13 protein-coding genes and 2 pseudogenes are annotated in these 16,744 nt (G+C 37.4%); 10 read left to right on the top strand and 5 right to left on the bottom strand.

Going from position 1 to position 16,744, the window contains the following annotated elements:
• The first annotated feature begins 872 nt into the window (after positions 1 to 872).
• Complete coding sequence (locus JCM12304_RS14530; protein ID WP_019379335.1) at positions 873 to 2,267, top strand: L-cystine transporter; 1,395 nt, start codon at positions 873 to 875, stop codon at positions 2,265 to 2,267.
• A 70-nt stretch (positions 2,268 to 2,337) separates the two neighbouring features.
• Here JCM12304_RS14530 and JCM12304_RS14535 read toward each other — a convergent pair whose 3' ends face one another.
• A complete protein-coding gene (locus JCM12304_RS14535) occupies positions 2,338 to 4,116 on the bottom strand; it encodes a DNA ligase D (RefSeq protein ID WP_060681187.1) in 1,779 nt (592 codons plus the stop codon).
• Between the two features lie 161 nt (positions 4,117 to 4,277).
• Here JCM12304_RS14535 and ku point away from each other — a divergent pair, with 161 nt between their 5' ends.
• From ku to JCM12304_RS14550, 3 genes are all read left to right on the top strand, one after another.
• Positions 4,278 to 5,135 (top strand): non-homologous end joining protein Ku, encoded by an 858-nt coding sequence (ku, locus tag JCM12304_RS14540; protein ID WP_060681189.1) that lies wholly within the window; start codon positions 4,278 to 4,280, stop codon positions 5,133 to 5,135.
• A 281-nt stretch (positions 5,136 to 5,416) separates the two neighbouring features.
• A complete protein-coding gene (locus JCM12304_RS14545) occupies positions 5,417 to 6,436 on the top strand; it encodes an acyltransferase family protein (protein WP_019379199.1) in 1,020 nt (339 codons plus the stop codon).
• Between the two features lie 33 nt (positions 6,437 to 6,469).
• Positions 6,470 to 7,297, top strand: coding sequence for a sugar nucleotide-binding protein (locus JCM12304_RS14550; RefSeq protein ID WP_060681191.1), 828 nt, complete (start codon positions 6,470 to 6,472; stop codon positions 7,295 to 7,297).
• A 95-nt stretch (positions 7,298 to 7,392) separates the two neighbouring features.
• On the opposite strand, the gene JCM12304_RS14555 is transcribed toward JCM12304_RS14550, so the two are convergent.
• Entirely contained in the window at positions 7,393 to 8,736 is a 1,344-nt protein-coding gene (locus JCM12304_RS14555; RefSeq protein WP_019379201.1) for a YjiH family protein, read from the bottom strand.
• Between the two features lie 131 nt (positions 8,737 to 8,867).
• Between JCM12304_RS14555 and JCM12304_RS14560 the strand changes: the two genes are divergently transcribed.
• The 6 genes and pseudogenes from JCM12304_RS14560 (at position 8,868) to JCM12304_RS14585 (ending at position 14,612) form a co-directional block, all read left to right on the top strand.
• Complete coding sequence (locus tag JCM12304_RS14560) at positions 8,868 to 10,514, top strand: ABC1 kinase family protein (RefSeq protein WP_060681193.1); 1,647 nt, start codon at positions 8,868 to 8,870, stop codon at positions 10,512 to 10,514.
• Between the two features lie 13 nt (positions 10,515 to 10,527).
• Complete coding sequence (locus JCM12304_RS14565) at positions 10,528 to 10,833, top strand: phasin family protein (RefSeq protein WP_019379203.1); 306 nt, start codon at positions 10,528 to 10,530, stop codon at positions 10,831 to 10,833.
• Between the two features lie 220 nt (positions 10,834 to 11,053).
• Positions 11,054 to 12,627, top strand: a pseudogene (locus JCM12304_RS14570) (FMN-binding glutamate synthase family protein).
• A gap of 127 nt (positions 12,628 to 12,754) precedes the next feature.
• Positions 12,755 to 12,958 carry a hypothetical protein gene (locus JCM12304_RS14575; protein WP_019379205.1) on the top strand — a complete coding sequence of 68 codons (204 nt, stop codon included), beginning with the start codon at positions 12,755 to 12,757 and terminating at the stop codon, positions 12,956 to 12,958.
• A 972-nt stretch (positions 12,959 to 13,930) separates the two neighbouring features.
• Complete coding sequence (locus tag JCM12304_RS14580) at positions 13,931 to 14,224, top strand: YwdI family protein (protein ID WP_019378259.1); 294 nt, start codon at positions 13,931 to 13,933, stop codon at positions 14,222 to 14,224.
• 20 nt (positions 14,225 to 14,244) lie between these two features.
• Positions 14,245 to 14,612: pseudogene (locus tag JCM12304_RS14585) on the top strand (DUF423 domain-containing protein).
• On the opposite strand, the gene JCM12304_RS14590 reads toward JCM12304_RS14585, so the two are convergent.
• The 3 genes from JCM12304_RS14590 to hemQ all read right to left on the bottom strand — a co-directional run bounded on the left by JCM12304_RS14590 (position 14,607) and on the right by hemQ (position 16,655).
• The gene (locus JCM12304_RS14590) at positions 14,607 to 14,858 is read right to left on the bottom strand and encodes a hypothetical protein (RefSeq protein ID WP_019378257.1); all 252 of its coding nucleotides are present in this window, start codon (positions 14,856 to 14,858) and stop codon (positions 14,607 to 14,609) included. The pseudogene JCM12304_RS14585 and the gene JCM12304_RS14590 sit on opposite strands and share 6 nt — an antisense overlap.
• A gap of 107 nt (positions 14,859 to 14,965) precedes the next feature.
• Positions 14,966 to 15,418 carry a spore coat protein GerQ gene (gene gerQ / locus JCM12304_RS14595; protein WP_019378256.1) on the bottom strand — a complete coding sequence of 151 codons (453 nt, stop codon included), beginning with the start codon at positions 15,416 to 15,418 and terminating at the stop codon, positions 14,966 to 14,968.
• A 487-nt stretch (positions 15,419 to 15,905) separates the two neighbouring features.
• Positions 15,906 to 16,655, bottom strand: coding sequence for a hydrogen peroxide-dependent heme synthase (gene hemQ / locus JCM12304_RS14600; RefSeq protein WP_019378255.1), 750 nt, complete (start codon positions 16,653 to 16,655; stop codon positions 15,906 to 15,908).
• Positions 16,656 to 16,744 lie beyond the last annotated feature (89 nt).

Raw genomic sequence — 16,744 nt, forward strand, 5'->3', positions numbered from 1 at the left:
GTGGAGGGCGGCAATCTAAGAACGCCACGTCCTGGGACTGGGGCTGCGCTAACTCGCCCCATCAAAGACCGTCTGCGCTAACTCGTCCCATCGAAAACATTTGTGGCAACGATTGCATGACCAACGTCCTTGAAAAAGAAACCCGCTTTTTCTGCGTGCGATGTTTCTCTTAGAAGCTTTCCTTGTCCTGTTGGCCCGCGACTCCTGCCGGAATAGCATGAAGCCACTGAAAAACTACGGTAAATTCTTGAGAAGGCTAGTTCCAAAAAAATACATCACCACTTTTTAGTCTATGAGTGGATTAAACTGGTATTGACTCTCCATTTAGGTAATTTAAACAACGAAATTTTTGGATAGCGTTTTTTGAAAATCCTCTATTTTAGTAGAGAATGACTTTTTCAGTGGCCTCGAATAGCATGAGGCGAAGAACCTGAACGGAGCATAGCGGAGGAAGCGGCTGAGGCCATGCCGGTGGAAAGCGCCCGCCTGAAACGGAAATCAATGGGGCACTTCTTCTCAAATATTTCACTGAGCTTTTCATCAATAAAGTTACGTCGCAGTATACTCCTACTATGAATGAACAAAATACTACGCTTGTATTTCAATGTCTGTAGTAAAACCTCTTAATTTGAAAAATATATCTCATATATGAATATGTCCTACAAATCCTCGCCTACAGGAAGGTATTTTGACCACTGATTTCTTCAGAAATATATTCGAATTGTTACCAAAATTGCTTGACACTTCTCTTAAATCAATGTATTTTAAATTAAGTCATAGTAAATTTATCGGAATTATATATTTTAGGTCATTTCTATAAACTTATGCATATAATAAATTTACTAAATGACTAACAGGGAGGGGAAGAAGAAATGGATTTACTTTATATATTTCTAAATATTGCCGTATTGTTAGCGGTAATTGGTTTGTTAATTTGGATGCAAAAGAAGCACTATTCTTTTTCTAGAAGAGTGTTTACAGGTTTAGGTCTGGGAATTTTATTGGGGACGGTTTTACAATTAATCTATGGCACAGGGTCTGATGTGCTGACTGCAACAACAGACTGGTACAGCATTGTTGGTAGCGGGTATGTACGTTTACTTATGATGATTGTTATACCATTAGTACTTGTATCCATTATTCAGTCAATCATTAATTTGGAAAACTCAGCTGAGTTAGGAAAGATGTCAGCGTGGATTATCGGGATATTAATAACCACTACGATGGTTGCTGCTTTTGTAGGAATAGGGACTGCTACATTATTTGATTTAAGTGCAGAGCAAATTGAAGCAGGTCAAGCAGAGAGTGAACGGGGGACAATGCTGGAAACAACATTAGGAGAGGTGCAAGACCAATCCACCCCGGATAAGATCCTTAATTTCATCCCATCAAATATTTTTATGGATATGACAGGACAACGCTCCACTTCTGTAATAGCTGTTGTTATTTTCTCTATCATCGTAGGGATAGCAGTACTTGGCGTACGACGTAAAAAACCAGAGCAGGCAGAAATGTTTACGAAGATTATAAACTCCCTGTACGCTGTGGTAATGCGAATCGTGACATTGGTCTTACGTTTAACTCCATTTGGTATTTTAGCTTTAATGGCTAATACAGTAGCAAATACAGATTTTGCTGGAATTGTAGAGCTTGGTAAATTTGTAATTGCTTCTTATGTAGCATTATTTGTTATGTTTATCATTCACTTAGTATTAGTCGGAGTGTTTGGTTTAAACCCATTAACATATCTGAAAAAGGTAATACCTGTACTTGGCTTTGCGTTTACTTCCAGATCCAGTGCGGGGACCATTCCGTTGAACATTCAAGCACAGAAAAATTCTTTAGGTGTAGATCAAGGAATCGCAAACATGTCAGCATCCTTTGGAGCAACAATGGGGCAGAATGGATGTGCGGGTATTTATCCTGCTATGCTTGCAGTCATGATTGCGCCAACAGTTGGTATTGATCCACTATCACCAGGCTTCATTCTGCAGTTGGTATTAATTATCGGTGTTAGCTCATTCGGTATTGCTGGTGTAGGAGGCGGAGCGACATTTGCTGCGTTAATTGTCCTCTCGTCTATGAATATGCCTGTAGCTCTTGCTGGTCTTCTTATATCCATTGAAGCTTTAATTGATATGGGACGTACAGCATTGAATGTTAATGGTGCCATGGTTTCAGGAACAATAAGCTCTCGTATCTTGAAAAAATTGAATCTAAAAACGTTTAATGACAAAACAGCAATTGAAGAAAGCACTTCTTTATAAATAGAAAATCCGTTTTCCTTATTGGGAAACGGATTTTTTAGTAAATATAAATCTCCAATTTGTTATTGATTTAACCTCGTATAAGTGATAATACTTTATCCATTTCTTGATTCTCGCCAGCCTTAAAGTAATCGTTGAAGGGGCAACCAAGAGTTTGTACTCGTTCTACCATATTTTTTACTGTGAAACACGTCGGTTCTAATCCTTCTTTAACTTCTTCCCAAAATAAAGGAGTTGAAACTGTAGCTTCTTCCGTCCTTCTTGGTGAATATGGTGTAATAATAGTCTTGTCCTTACCATGCTGTACATAATCAATATAGAGCCTTTCATTCCGCTTTTTCTTCATTCGTTCCGTTGTAAATAAGTTAGGATAAGCTGTCTCCACTGTCCAGGCAATGGATTGAGTGATTAATGCCGTATCCTCATAGGATAGCTTATTAGACGGAAGTGGAATGTGTATTTGCAGACCTTTATTTCCGGAGGTTTTTACAAAGGAAGTGAGCTCTAATTCATCAAGCATTGGCTTAATAATATTTGCTGCTTTAATAGCTAAACTAAATCTTTTTCGATCTGGTGGATCTAAATCAAATACAATCTCATGTGGATGTGTTTGTGTAATATATTGAAATGGAACATGATATTCCACAGCTCCATGATTTGCAAACCAAATAAGTGAATCAAGCGAGTCACAAACAATGAGCTTTTTATTTTCATAAGGGATGGAGTTAATAAAATCCGGTGCGTAGTCAGGTAGATGTTTTTGAAAAAAATGCTCATTGCTAACTCCGTCCGGTGCGCGAATAATTGTAAGAGCTTTACTTTTTATAAACGGAAGCATATAGGGGGCTATTTCCCTTATGTATACAAGTAAATCCCCTTTTGTATAACCGGTACTCGGCCAAAAAATCTTTTCTGTATTCGTAAGCTCCACCTTTTGTGGAAGCATAGCCATATCCAGCTCAAGCTTCTGCTGGGTGCACTCAGTCGCTGATATATTTGGCAACAGTGTGGAAAACTCAGGTTCTCTTAACTCATTTTTATATAAGTCAAGTGTATGAAGAGAGGCACATATTGCTGGAGGAAGTTCATAGCCCTCTCCATGCTCCACACCATTTTTAATGAAGAATTGGGCAATGGAGGAGAACGTGTCTTTATCCAATCCATGCTTACATTTCCCAATAGTGCTTATATTTTCTCCATTAAATACTCCTACAGTAAAGTAATTATTTTTCTTGTCATAGGTCGTAAGAAAACCATGGAAGGTTCGCCAATTTTTTATTTTTAACCAATCATGATGCCCTTTGCCCAGTTGGTAAATACTTCGCTTTCTCTTTGCAATCATTCCTTCTCCCTTATAATTAAAAATTATTTCCCATAATTTATCCGGGTTTTCAAATGCTTTTACAATACGTAGCTGAGGTACCTTAATAGTTGCTAAAAGAGATTCTAGAGCAATTTTCCGTTCAATATAAGGGACTTTTTCCATGTTTTCCTTGCCTTGTTGCCAAAGGTCAAATGCTAAAAAAGATGCAGGTCTGGTCTCAGCTGCTTTGAGGATAGCTGCTTTATTTTTCAGGCGACCTCGTTTCTGTAGAGCGGAGAAATTCCCTTGATAGTCATTGTTTAGAATGACGAGTTCTCCATCTAAGGTTATCGGCAGGACTTCTGTCATTTCTGATTCTACTGCATATAGTGCTTCGACAATTTCTGGAAATCCCTTTGTAAGGTCTTTATTATTTTTACTTACCAGTTTAATTTCTCCTTGATTCCAGTATATAACACAACGAAAGCCATCGTACTTTATTTCATATAACCAATTCTCTCCCTGAGGAATGTCATTACTGCTAATAGCTTCATCACTGGCATGTCTTTCCGCCTTTCTTCTTTACTAGTACTAGTAAAACGCTTGCGCTTTTATTCATAACTTGGCTTATTTTTAGAAAAATACTCGCTGAGAGGATAAAAAGATATACAACCGACAAACTATGTAGAAAAGGGAGGTACGTATTTATGCACACAATGTGGAAGGGCACCATAAGTTTCGGATTGGTGAACATACCAGTAAAAATGCATGCAGCAACAGAGAATAAGGATGTGAAGCTTCGTCAGCTTCATAAGGAGTGCCAATCACCTGTGAAATATGAGAAGGTTTGTCCGGTTTGTGATCGAAAGGTAGAGAATGAGGAAATTGTGAAGGCATATGAATACGCTAAAAATAAGTTTGTGATTTTAGATGATGAAGAACTGGAAGCATTGCAAAAGGAACAGGCCGATAAAGCAGTTGAAATTGTAGATTTTGTAAAGCTGGAAGAAATTGATCCGATCTATTTCGAAAAAAGCTATTACTTATCACCAAATGAAGGTGGCGGGAAGGCATACGGTTTATTACGAAGTGCTTTGAAAGACACCGGGAAAATTGGCGTAGCGAAAATGATTATCCGTTCAAAAGAGCAGCTTGCTGTGATCCGTGTATACGAAAATACACTTATTGTAGAGACGATTCACTATCCTGATGAAGTCCGGAGTGTACAAGATGTGCCAAACGTGCCTGAAGAAGTAGCTGTCGCGAAAAAAGAACTCGACACTGCGAAAATGTTAATTGATCAGTTAACAGCTGAGTTTGATCCTGAAAAATATAAAGATGAATATCGCACCGCATTGCTTGATTTAATTGAAGATAAGAAAAATAATGAGCAAACAACTACGGTTAAGGATGTAAGTACAAGACCGGCTACAGCCACAGGTGCTGATAATTTAATGGATGCACTGCAAGCCTCTTTAGAGCGAGCTAAAAAAGAAAAACCGAAGCCAAAACAACCAAAACGTAAAACAAAAACAACGACACAGAAAAAGAAAACAGCAACGTAAAAGTCTCTATTTTTTGAGGCTTTTTCTTTTTGTATATAAAGGTAAACGGCAGTAGAGCGTATAAGTTCGCCGTAGAATAAGATTAGCGCCTTGCACCTTTGAAATATAGCTATTACCTCGAAATATAAAAACCTTATTTCTGCCACACATATTACAAATATTCAAGTTATTTTCATTCTGCTAACAAATGGTTAACAACTACTTTAAATAGGATTGAAACTCCGTTTAAACGTGTAAAATAGGGTATAGAATACGTAAATAAAAGTTTAAGGATGAGTGTAATGGAAAGAAACGCCTTCTTTGATAATGCGAAGTTCATTTTAATATTCCTTGTGGTGTTCGGTCATATGATTCAACCATTTACAGATGGTTCTACAACTATAAACACGCTGTATATGTGGATTTACACCTTTCATATGCCTGCATTTATTTTGTTGGCGGGTTTTTTTGCCAAAGGTTCAGGGAACATTTCTTATATACTGAATTTAATAAAAAAACTACTTGTACCCTATTTGATTTTCCAATTAATCTATACAGGCTATTACTTTATGATCGGGAAATCCGGTTGGCAAAATGATTTATTTCACCCGCAATGGGCTCTATGGTTTTTGTTTAGTTTATTCTGTTGGCATCTTTTGCTGTATTGGTTCAAAAAAATACCAGCAGTATTAAGTATTACACTTGCTGTTCAAATCGGCTTGATCGTTGGTTACTTTGGAGAAATTGGACACACATTTAGTTTATCTCGTACATTTGTGTTTTTCCCATTTTTCCTAGCTGGTTACTGGCTAACAGAGAAGCAAGTAATGTTAGTTAAACGAAAAGTATTTAAAGTGATATCTGTTGGTGTAATGGCCGCAATTGCATTTGCTATCTACTACATGCCTGATTTCAATTCAGGTTGGTTACTTGCATCCAAATCTTATGGAGATTTAGGAATGAGTGAGTACGGTGGTTTAGCTCGACTAGCGGTTTATATTACAGCAGCAATTATGGTAGCGAGTGTGTTGGCATGGATACCAAAAAGTAAGCAGACTTTTACTAAACTTGGAACAAGGACATTATATGTGTACCTTCTGCATGGGTTTTTTATTCAGTATTTCCGTCAAATAGATGTATTTAAAATTAATAATCTTGTTGACTTTGTAGGATTGGCAGCTATTTCTATGGGGATTGTTCTCCTCCTATCCAGTAAGCCTGTGCTGGGAATTTGGCAGCCTATAATTGAAGGAAAAGCATCCATTATGAAGAAAGCCTATCACGAGAAAATAAGTAAAAAGCAGCCTGGAACAGAATCATAATTCTAACTGTCTTAAAGAGAGGAAGTGTTAGGTATGAAGGTTTGTGTATTTGGGGCAAATGGTTATGTTGGGTCATCCGTTTATAAAGTACTAAAGGATATTTCTGGCATAGAAGTTAGTGGGACGTTTTTAGAAGATCCGTCCATGTTTGACGATCTAGTAAAGTTAGATGTAAATGAACCGGAATCGTTTTCTGAATACTTTAAGGAAGAACAGCCAGATGTAGTCGTTTGGTCAGTGATGGCTGGACCAAACGAACATGAATTAACAGATCAAGGCTTAATACACTTAATCACACATCTTACTCCAGAGACGAAGCTAATCTATCTCTCGTCTGATTTTGTTTATAGTGCAGGAAATGGACCGTATAAGGAAGAAGATCCATTATCAACACTGCCTGAGGATCATACGTTTAGTAATTATACAAATGCTAAGGTAAAGGCCGAACGGCTCATTGATAAGGAGTTAACAAATTACGCTATTTTGCGAGCTGGTCCGATATATGGAGAAAACGAGATCGGGAAGTTGGATGAACGTACAGATAAATTAGCTTATCATTTGCGTGCAGATAAGCCGATTGCATTTCGTGATGATCTCATTCGTTCCTTTGTGCATGTAGCGGATTTGGCAGCCGTCATTGTAGAGTTCGTCCAAAATGATCTCATCGGTGTTTATAATACTGGTCCTGAAAAGACACAAAGCTTTTATGAATTTATGAGAGAAGAAGCAGAGAAATTGGGCTATGATGCAGATTTAGTAGAAAAAGGTTCTGAAGAAGAACGAGTAGACGAAGAAATTCCGAAGAATACTTCTCTGAACACGGAAAAAATTAAAGAAAAATTGAAACTAAATTTCAGATAAAACGTATAGCATATCACCCCTTTTTTTATAAAAGAAAAAGACGGTCATCTATGAGGTGACCGTCTTTTTCGTATTTGCTTATAAACCTGTATGAATTAAAAAATCAGATGGGCAATCAGTGTAATAATAGGCAATGTAATTAATGTTCGAAGTAAGAAAATAATTGCCAGGTCCTTAAATGATACAGGTACCTTGGAGCCGAGTAATAAGCCACCAACCTCAGACATATAAATTAACTGTGTAACAGACAAGCCTGCGATAATAAATCTCGTAATCTCTGCATCAATGGATGAAGCAAAAATGGCAGGTAAAAACATATCTGCAAAACCAATTAAAACCGTCTCGGATGCCTGAGCAGCATATGGTACTTGCATTAGTTCAAGTAAAGGGATAAACGGCATGCCAAGCCACTGGAATACTGGAGTGTATTCGGCAATAATCAAAGCAACTAAACCGAAAGCCATAACTACTGGGGCGACACCCATCCACATATCGAGGATATTTTGTCCGCCTTCTTTGAAAAATTGATATACACTCGTTTCCTTTTTTCCCCGGTCCAATGCTTTTTTATAACCAAATGTAAAAGAGTTGTAGCCTTTAGGAATGTCCTCATTAATTCCTTCTGCATCATCTTTTACAAAGGAATCGGCTTTTCTTGAAAGTGGCGGTATTCTTGGCATAATTAAAGCAGCGATAAATCCAGCTATTAGTACAGTTGCATAAAAAGGAACAAACATATGCTCTAAGCCTACTTCAGAAATTACTACTAGTGTGAACGTAATGGAAACAATAGAAAAGGTTGTCCCAATTACGGCTGCTTCACGCTTTGTATAGTAACCATCTTCGTATTGCCGACTAGTTAAAAGCACTCCAATAGTACCGTCACCAATCCAAGAAGCTAATGAATCAATAGATGCTCTACCTGGTAAGCGAAATAGCGGGCGCATAATTTTTGTCATTAATGTACCGAATAATTCTAGTAAACCAAAATTCATAAGTAATGGTAGAAATAATCCGGCGAATAAAAAGACAGCGAATAGAACATGAAGCAGATCATCCAATAATACCTCACCTGTATTGGGACCATATATTGCTTCCGTACCTAAATCAAAATAAACCATAACTGCAAATACTGCGGCGACAGCCCTTGTAATTGTCCAGAATATACTTACATGAAATAAGTTTTGAAAAAACGGTGTATTTTTAAAAATAGAACTAAGCCTTGCCATTATTGTCATTATTGCGGTTAGCACAATAATAATCATCATTATCATAGATAGCTGATCAGCAAGCTTATCCTGAACCCAATTTGCTAAAACGGCAATTGGTATCGTTAAACCTTCTTTTGTTTGTACAGGACACATAAATAAAAATATTCCAATGAGGGAAGGAATAATAAATTTAAGATGATCACTCCATTTGTAGTTTTGCTTGTTCATATAATCCTCCCTGAATAACTCTTTTTTGTACTATTATACAGGGGGTTGTATAAATATCCAAGCGTTTTTTTAAGTATACAGACATGTTTTATTTCATATATTACCGGGAAATGGCTATAGAGGTGTTTAATGTGAAAAATGCGTTAACATATAATATGTTTTACCGGTGTACGGTTATCGTATGGATGGTCTTAAAATTTATCTCTCAAATTTATTTTTTTCATCTTTTTCATGGGATTTGGGATGAACAGACGAAACGAAAATGGGAACACCTGCTACATAAACAGGCTGTAGAATATCGGAAAAAAGCCGTTAAAATGGGTGGGGTATTAATAAAGGTGGGTCAGTTTCTTAGTACAAGAACAGACTTTATGCCGGAAGTATTTATTAAAGAATTGAGTGGCTTGGTCGATCGTGTCCCCCCAATGCCATATAGCTATGCAAGTCGTCTGCTTAAAGAAGAGTGGGGAGCGGAACCTGATGAATATTTAGAGGATATAAACAAAGCCTCCATTGCTTCAGCTTCGATAGGGGAAGTCTACTACGCAAGGTTAAAAGGAAGCGGGAAGGAAGTTGCAATTAAGGTTCAGCGGTATCAAGTGGAAAAAATCTTTCATATGGATTTTAAAGCATTACGAGTTGTGTTTTGGATTATTTCTTTCTTTACTTCTTTTGGTAAAAAAGCAGATTTAAAATCACTCTATTTGGAACTAATACGGGTAATGGATCGTGAACTGGATTTTACCCAGGAGTTGCATTATGGAAAATATTTTAAAGAAAGATTTAAAGATGATAAGACGGTATATATTCCGGCGTTTATGGAGGAGCTATGTACAAAAAGAGTGTTGGTTATGGAATGGGCGGAAGGTGCAAAAATAACTGACCTTGAATTTATGCGTAAGCATCATATTCAACCAGAAAGAATTGCAAAAAATCTATTTAACTTTTATAGTGAGCAGTTTTTAAACCCAGGAAACTTTCACGCAGACCCGCATGCAGGTAATTTATTGATTAATAAAAATGGTATAATTACTATACTGGATTTTGGAATGGTGGGAGAAGTTAAAAAGCAAGATACCACTTACTTTAAACACTTGATTCAAGGTGTAATTATTGATGATTACGATCGTGTAATTGAAGCGTTGGAACAAATGAATTTTGTTTTGCCAAATGCAGACACGAATAAACTAAAGAAAATGGTAAAACAACTGATCGAAATGTATCGGGATGGTTCATTTAAAAATATGGATGGACAGTTGCTCGAGCAAATTAAACAGGATATTAAACTGTTTGTAAAAGAGCAACCAATTCAGTTGTCTGCCGAATATGCCTATTTAGGACGGGCGATATCTATTAATATAGGTATACTTTTTGCAATATATCCAGAAACAGACATAGAAAAATGGGCCAAACCTAAAATCAAGAAATGGCTTGGCAGCAAGACGCTAATTGAGTCAATTTATAAACAATACGCGAAAGAATCCATTGAACCTATCTTTTCTTTTCCGAAAGCAATGTTAGGATGGCTGGAAAATGGGGAAAAGGATAGAGAATGGGATAAGGAAAAACAAGAAAAAACATGGAAACATCACTTTTTTCTCGTACTGGAGTCATTTCATTTTATTATGATTCTAGTCAGTATTGCAGCAAGCTGGTATGGCTATGTAGAAGGCTATACTATATTTGGAAGCTTTGGTCTGGCTGGTATTACCTACTTTGTGATTATGTTTACTATACTTGCCAGAAAGCATTACAAGGTAATTCAATCTATAAAATAAAGGAGTGCTAAAAATGAATGAATTACTAAAAAAGGGATTCTTATTAGGACTTGGAGCAGCCGTAACAAGTAAAGAGAAATTTGATCAGAAACTAAAGGAACTTGTAGATAAAAATGAACTGACACAGGATGAAGCTAGGACCGTACTTCAAAGCTTTACAGATAAAGGCGAAATGAAAAAGGATGAATGGAGTGCCAAACAGTTTGAGCAAACCCAGAAAATGGCAAAGGACCTTGGTCTGGCAACAAAAGAAGATATAAATGAATTGCGTGCACGCATTACGGAGCTGGAAGAAAAACTAGGAGAAAACGAATTATAAAAAACAGGTCATTACTGGCCTGTTTTTTCTTTAAAAATTTATACTAGACGTTCTTTCTACCGAGATAGCATACTCAAAGAATTAAATATAACTCTTCACCGTAAAGAACAACTGCTAAGGCTTGTCCTTTCCTCTAAGTAGGTGAACCAGTGTAATGTTTAGCTTGATTGAAGGAGGGTATTGCTATTATGACGTATATAGACAAAGGGAGGAGATTGAAATGGAAAATGCACTATTAATAGTAATAGTTAGTTTAATAGCTGTTCTTATACTTATTCCATTACTCGTTTTATTGCGGATTTACTTATTTGATGTGAAACAAGATGAGCATTCCATTCTGCGTAATTACCCTCTATTAGGAAGATGCGGTATATCATAGAAAAGATGGGGCCCGAGTTAAGGCAATACTTATTTAATAACAATAATGAAGGAAAGCCATTTCATCGAAGAGAGTTCGAATTTGTTTATAAAGCTGGAAAATATAATGATCGAATGATTGGCTATGGATCAGAGCGTGATTTCCACGAGAGTGGTCTATATGTTGTAAACAATATGTTCCCTAAGCTGCGAGACGAAATAAAGGTTGATCAACAGCCTAAAGTTAAAACTAAATTATATAAAATAGATAATGAGAAGCTATTTAGTCGAAAAGAACATCGGGAAGAGGGAGAGTTAGATCCATTTTATTTAACAGATGATGAAGCGATTGTACTAGGCGAGAACACCGCCCGTCATCCTTTTAAAATTAAAGGCCTTATTGGGCAATCAGCGATGAGTTTCGGATCACTGGGAGATCATGCTATTACAGCACTCTCCGAAGGGCTTGGCATGGCAGGTGGCACCTGGATGAATACAGGAGAAGGCAGTGTCTCCCCATATCATTTAAAAGGTGATGTGGATATTATTATGCAAATTAGCCCTGGTCTGTTTGGTGTCAGGACAAAGGATGGCGATTTTTCTTGGGAGGAATTCAAGAAGAAAAGTGATAATGACCAAATTAAAGCATTTGAGCTAAAAGTAGCGCAGGGTGCAAAACAGCGTGGCGGTCATGTGGATGGTAAAAAAATCACAAAAGAAATTGCGGAGATTAGAAAGGTCGAACAAGGCAAGGATGTAAACAGTCCTAACCGTTTCCATGGTATTAATAACGGCAAAGAGTTTCTGGAATTTCTAGAACAATTGCGAGATGTCGGTGGTAAACCTGTTGGTATGAAAATAGTTGTAGGTAATCAGGAACAGGTAGAGAGCTTAATGAAAGCAATGAAGGAAACAGGCATTATACCTGATTTTATTACAGTAGATGGAGGTAACGGAGGAACCGGCGCTTCTTATTATGAATTGGCTGATTCTGTAGGACTTCCAACATTTGCTGCACTTCCTATGGTTGATGAATTGTTAAAAAAATACGATTTGCGGGAGAGAACGCATATTATTGCTTCTGGACAGTTACTTACACCAGATAAGATTGTGATGGCATTGGCACTAGGTGCTGACATGATAAATATTGCAAGAGGATTTATGCTTAGTGTCGGTTGTATTATGGCCGAAGTGTGCCACACCAACAATTGTCCAACAGGTGTAGCGACAACAGATCCCAAATTACAACAAGCGCTAAGCATTGAAGAGAAAAAATACAGAGTTTGTAATTATTTGTTGGCATTGAGAGAAGGGGTTTTTGAAATGGCTGCTGTAGCTGGAATAGATTCACCTACAAAATTCACAAGAGAGCATGTTGTTCTAAAGGACCAATTACAAGAGGTAAGTAATCGCAAGGATTATTCCTATATAAGCTAAAGATTTTGTCAGTATGAGTAGTTTTCTGTAAATTCAGCATATTTATAAAAGTTTTTATTGAAATAATGGCTGTTTCCGTTTACAATATGAGTAGATTTTAATTTTTCGACTCTACAGGGGGTTGTCGATGACTAGTCTAGGGGAATTTTGCAGAGAGCTACAAACAAATCTAGAGAGGCCTTTCAACAACAAAGAGTTGGAGTTTATTAAGTGGATGTATGAGCAGCATGTAGCTGAACAGAAAGGAAGATTAAAAAAAGAAGTTCTGTTAATGTCTGAAGTAGCTTTTTTAAAGGAAGATAACATCCATGTGAAAAACTTTATACTTTAACCACTATACTCTGCTTTTGCAGGGTTTTATTTTTGTTCACATTAGCTTTTGAAGTAACCGTCGGAGTTTTAAGGTAATTCACAAAATAGTTATACTGCGAACTAATTTTTGATGTTTAAAGTGTGAAAAATAACTTTTTTGTTGGAAAGCTCACTGAAATATTGAATCTAGTTGCATCACCGCTACGGAAAATACTGCGCTTTTCGGGGGCGGCTGATGAGCCTCCTCATGCTACCGCATTCCGGGGTCTCACCTATGCCTCATCTCCCCCAGAAGTCTCCGTATTTTCCTTCGCTTAATTTTACTTTTTCAGCAATAATGACTTTAACATTATGAGGAAAAAGCTTGCTTAACATCTCCAAGTACTCGTGAGAAGCCTACTCGGCATTTAAAATTTAAAAGCTCATACAAATTGATTGGAGCGGAAGGGGGCGACTCCTGCCGGAATAGCATGAGGCCACTGAAAAAGTCATTTTCTACTAAAATAGAATTTTTTCAAAAGACGCTATCCCAAAATTTTGTTTTGTTAATATGCATAAATGGAGAGCCAGAACCAGTTTATTCCACTCATAGGCTAAAAAGTGGTGATGTAATTTTTTGGAACTAGCCTTCTCAAGAATTTACCGGACTTTTTCAGTGGCCTCGAATAGCATGAGCTGAAGATCCTGGACAGAGCGTAGCGGAGGAAGCGGCTGAAACCATGCCGGGCGGCAAAGAAGACACTGCGAGATAACGAGCAGATGTCGCACTTGTACCCGGAGGTGTGAAAGCGTCCCCCTGTAGTGGAAATCAATGGGTCTATTCACCTCCTTAAAAAGAAATAAACTACTACAAAATCACTTCGCAGTTCCCTCCAACTGTGCGGCAACAACTGACATTTGAAAAAATAGGTTGTCCAAACCCTTCTTAAGTTAATTTCATTAAATAACATGATATAATGGCAGTTGAATCGATTGGAAGGAGCGATCGTAAGTGGCAGTAGCAAATGAAACGATTATAATTAAAATGAAAGAAGAGTTAGGCCGTGCGGAGAAATGGGCGGATAATCCTGAAAAAATGTCTAAGTCAATAAGTAATATCCGTCTATTATGTGATTTATTGCTGGAAGCGGATGAGACTTCGAAAAGTAATCAAATAGATAGCAATGAAATCTCTCCTGAAGAAATGAAAGCAATGATTGGAAAGGCAAACGCTGGTCAACCTTCAGTAAATAAATCTACAATTGATCATGAAGAAGCGAACGGGGATTCCTTATTTGATTTTTAATATAGAAGGGAAGGATTACAATGAAAGTGTTTTTATTACTAGGAGTAATTAATGGCTTTTTGGCAGTAGCCTTGGGAGCTTTTGGCGCTCATGGCTTAGAAGGAAAAATTTCCGAAAAAGCTTTGGCTACGTGGGAAAAAGCGGTTAACTATCAAATGTTTCATACCATGGCGTTACTAGTGACTGGATTGTTAGCAACAAAAATCACCGGGAGCGGTATCAGTTGGGCTGGATGGATGTTTTTTATTGGCATCATTCTTTTTTCAGGAAGCTATATATTTACTCGACAACTGCAATAAAAACCTTCGCAATGATTACTCCATTGGGAGGAGTAGCTTTTCTGATCGGTTGGATAATCTTAGGCACAGTCATTGTGAAAGCATTATAATTTAAAGATGAAATAAGTAGTAAAAATAAATAATAAGATAGCTCGCAGCACTTGTTTTGCTGCTAGTGGTGCTTGATTTGTATGAATATGGATTAATGCATCTACAATTAAACTGAGAGAAATGAGATATACACATAGAAAAATAAGGGTGATAAAACCTTTAATCAGTGCAAGGGTCCCTATAATTAGCGCACAGATAATCGATATGATTTCTAATCGGATCAATCTAGTGTACGGATGGCGCATAGGGTGGGCTCCTCTCCATGTCTTTCTTTGTTGAAATGGCAAAGGATGCCCTCAGTAATTAAGGTGCCATCCTTTGCCATTTAATGGCTAAACGTTTTCTTCGTATTCTATCTAGGGGAATACATAGCCATTTGGCTACCGCCGTCATATGGGTAGGAATAATTTATTTCTTCATCAAATGTCACGTAATCCAAATAAACCATTAATAGTAGATACCTTTTTCCAGTTTGCGGATCACTTAATATAAGATGGTCTCTTCCAGCTGCCTCAATAATTCCTTTAAAAACCTTTGCATTCCACTGATTGTTATTCTCAAATGTCATATAAACAGTTGCCTTTTTTCCTCTATTTAAGCGCAAGATATTTTCAATGTACGATTCTTGTAATGGAAGCATTCCTTGCTCCTGTGTTGTAGGGGCTTGTGGCTGCTGTGGATAGTTAGGGTACTGTCTCTGCTGATTGGCAGGATAGTACGCTGGTGAAGTTTGTGGGTAATAGTAATAAGGGTATGCCTGATACGGATTTCCTGTATACTGTTGCTTATTGTCTTTCTCACTCATAAAATAACCTCCTTAATTTAAACATACATAGATTAACGAAAGACTGCTGGACACTCCGAAGAAGAAGGGGAATAAAAACAATGTGATTTATATCTCCCCGAATTTTCCGTGTGTGCAACAACGGCCATCAAACTCCTCATTTCTGCATAAGCATGATGCATGACTCACTAAATTATATGTATGCCCAGAATGATTAAATGATGACAAAAAGTTTAGGTTTAAATAGGTGTTTAAAGGAGGAGGGGCTATTAAGTAAAAGAAAGCTTTTCTGTGAGAAGGAATTAATCACCAGGAGAACAGGAATATCCGCAGTAGAGCGAGATAATCCGCCGGAGAATAAAATAATCTGCAGGATAGATTATCTATTTTACTGATCATTGAATAACCCAACAAATAGATTTGAACCTAAAAAAGAGCCGTCACAACTGAACGGCTCTTTAGCTTATTCTCTTTTACCTTCAATGTGCCCATGCTTTTCATTTGAAAATTAGACTTTTAGGTAGGATGCGATCTCTTCTTTTGGAAGATAATTCCCAATGAAAAACTCTCCGAATTCACCATAACGGGAACTCACTTCATCAAAGCGCATTTCATATACTATATTTTTAAATTCTAATGGTTCATGGGCGAATAGCGTAACTCCCCATTCCCAGTCATCAAGACCAATAGAACCTGTAATAAACTGCTTGATTTTTCCTGCATACTTCCTTCCAGTTTTACTATGTTCATATAAAAGTTTCCCGCGAACATCTTTTTCTAGTGTATACCAGTTCTCTTCTCCCTCACGGCGTCTGTCCATTGGGTAAAAACAGATATGCTCCCATTTTGGTAAGATTGGTTTTAAGCGCGCTTGCGTTTCCGGTAAAGTTTCCGGATCCACACCATCTTTGGCAGGGCGGTATTTTGCTAGCTCAATAATGGATACATAGGAATGTGCCGGGATAAGAAACTCACCCATTTTTGATTTATTTAATTCTGTTTCAATATCATTTAGCTCGTTCATTGTAGGTCGGAGGAACATAAACATGAAATCTGCTTTCTGGCCGACGATTTTATAGAGAACCTGGCTTCCGTTTTTTTCTTCTTCAACCTTTTCCCATTTGGACATCAGCTTCTCCAGGCTGTGAATTGCTTCTTCACGTTCCATTTCAGATGCAAGCTTCCATGCAGTCCAGTCAATAGAGCGGAAATCATGTAAACTACACCAGCCATCCATTGTTTCTACTGCTTCTACCATATGTATCTCTCCTTCATAATTGTAAGTAAGTTTCATCTGTTTTTACTATATCATAATTGGGGTAAGATATTCATGAGGTACGATTTTAG

This window comes from Virgibacillus halodenitrificans JCM 12304, from assembly GCF_001310895.1.
GTDB classification, from domain to species: Bacteria; Bacillota; Bacilli; order Bacillales; family Amphibacillaceae; genus Virgibacillus_Q; species Virgibacillus_Q halodenitrificans.

Coding starts and splice junctions, on each gene's coding strand:
- JCM12304_RS14530 (WP_019379335.1), top strand. CDS start 873: ATGGATTTACTTTATATATTTCTAAATATTGCCGTATTGTTAGCGGTA.
- ku (WP_060681189.1), top strand. CDS start 4,278: ATGCACACAATGTGGAAGGGCACCATAAGTTTCGGATTGGTGAACATA.
- JCM12304_RS14545 (WP_019379199.1), top strand. CDS start 5,417: ATGGAAAGAAACGCCTTCTTTGATAATGCGAAGTTCATTTTAATATTC.
- JCM12304_RS14550 (WP_060681191.1), top strand. CDS start 6,470: ATGAAGGTTTGTGTATTTGGGGCAAATGGTTATGTTGGGTCATCCGTT.
- JCM12304_RS14555 (WP_019379201.1), bottom strand. CDS start 8,736: ATGAACAAGCAAAACTACAAATGGAGTGATCATCTTAAATTTATTATT.
- JCM12304_RS14565 (WP_019379203.1), top strand. CDS start 10,528: ATGAATGAATTACTAAAAAAGGGATTCTTATTAGGACTTGGAGCAGCC.
- JCM12304_RS14575 (WP_019379205.1), top strand. CDS start 12,755: ATGACTAGTCTAGGGGAATTTTGCAGAGAGCTACAAACAAATCTAGAG.
- JCM12304_RS14590 (WP_019378257.1), bottom strand. CDS start 14,858: ATGCGCCATCCGTACACTAGATTGATCCGATTAGAAATCATATCGATT.
- gerQ (WP_019378256.1), bottom strand. CDS start 15,418: ATGAGTGAGAAAGACAATAAGCAACAGTATACAGGAAATCCGTATCAG.
- hemQ (WP_019378255.1), bottom strand. CDS start 16,655: ATGGTAGAAGCAGTAGAAACAATGGATGGCTGGTGTAGTTTACATGAT.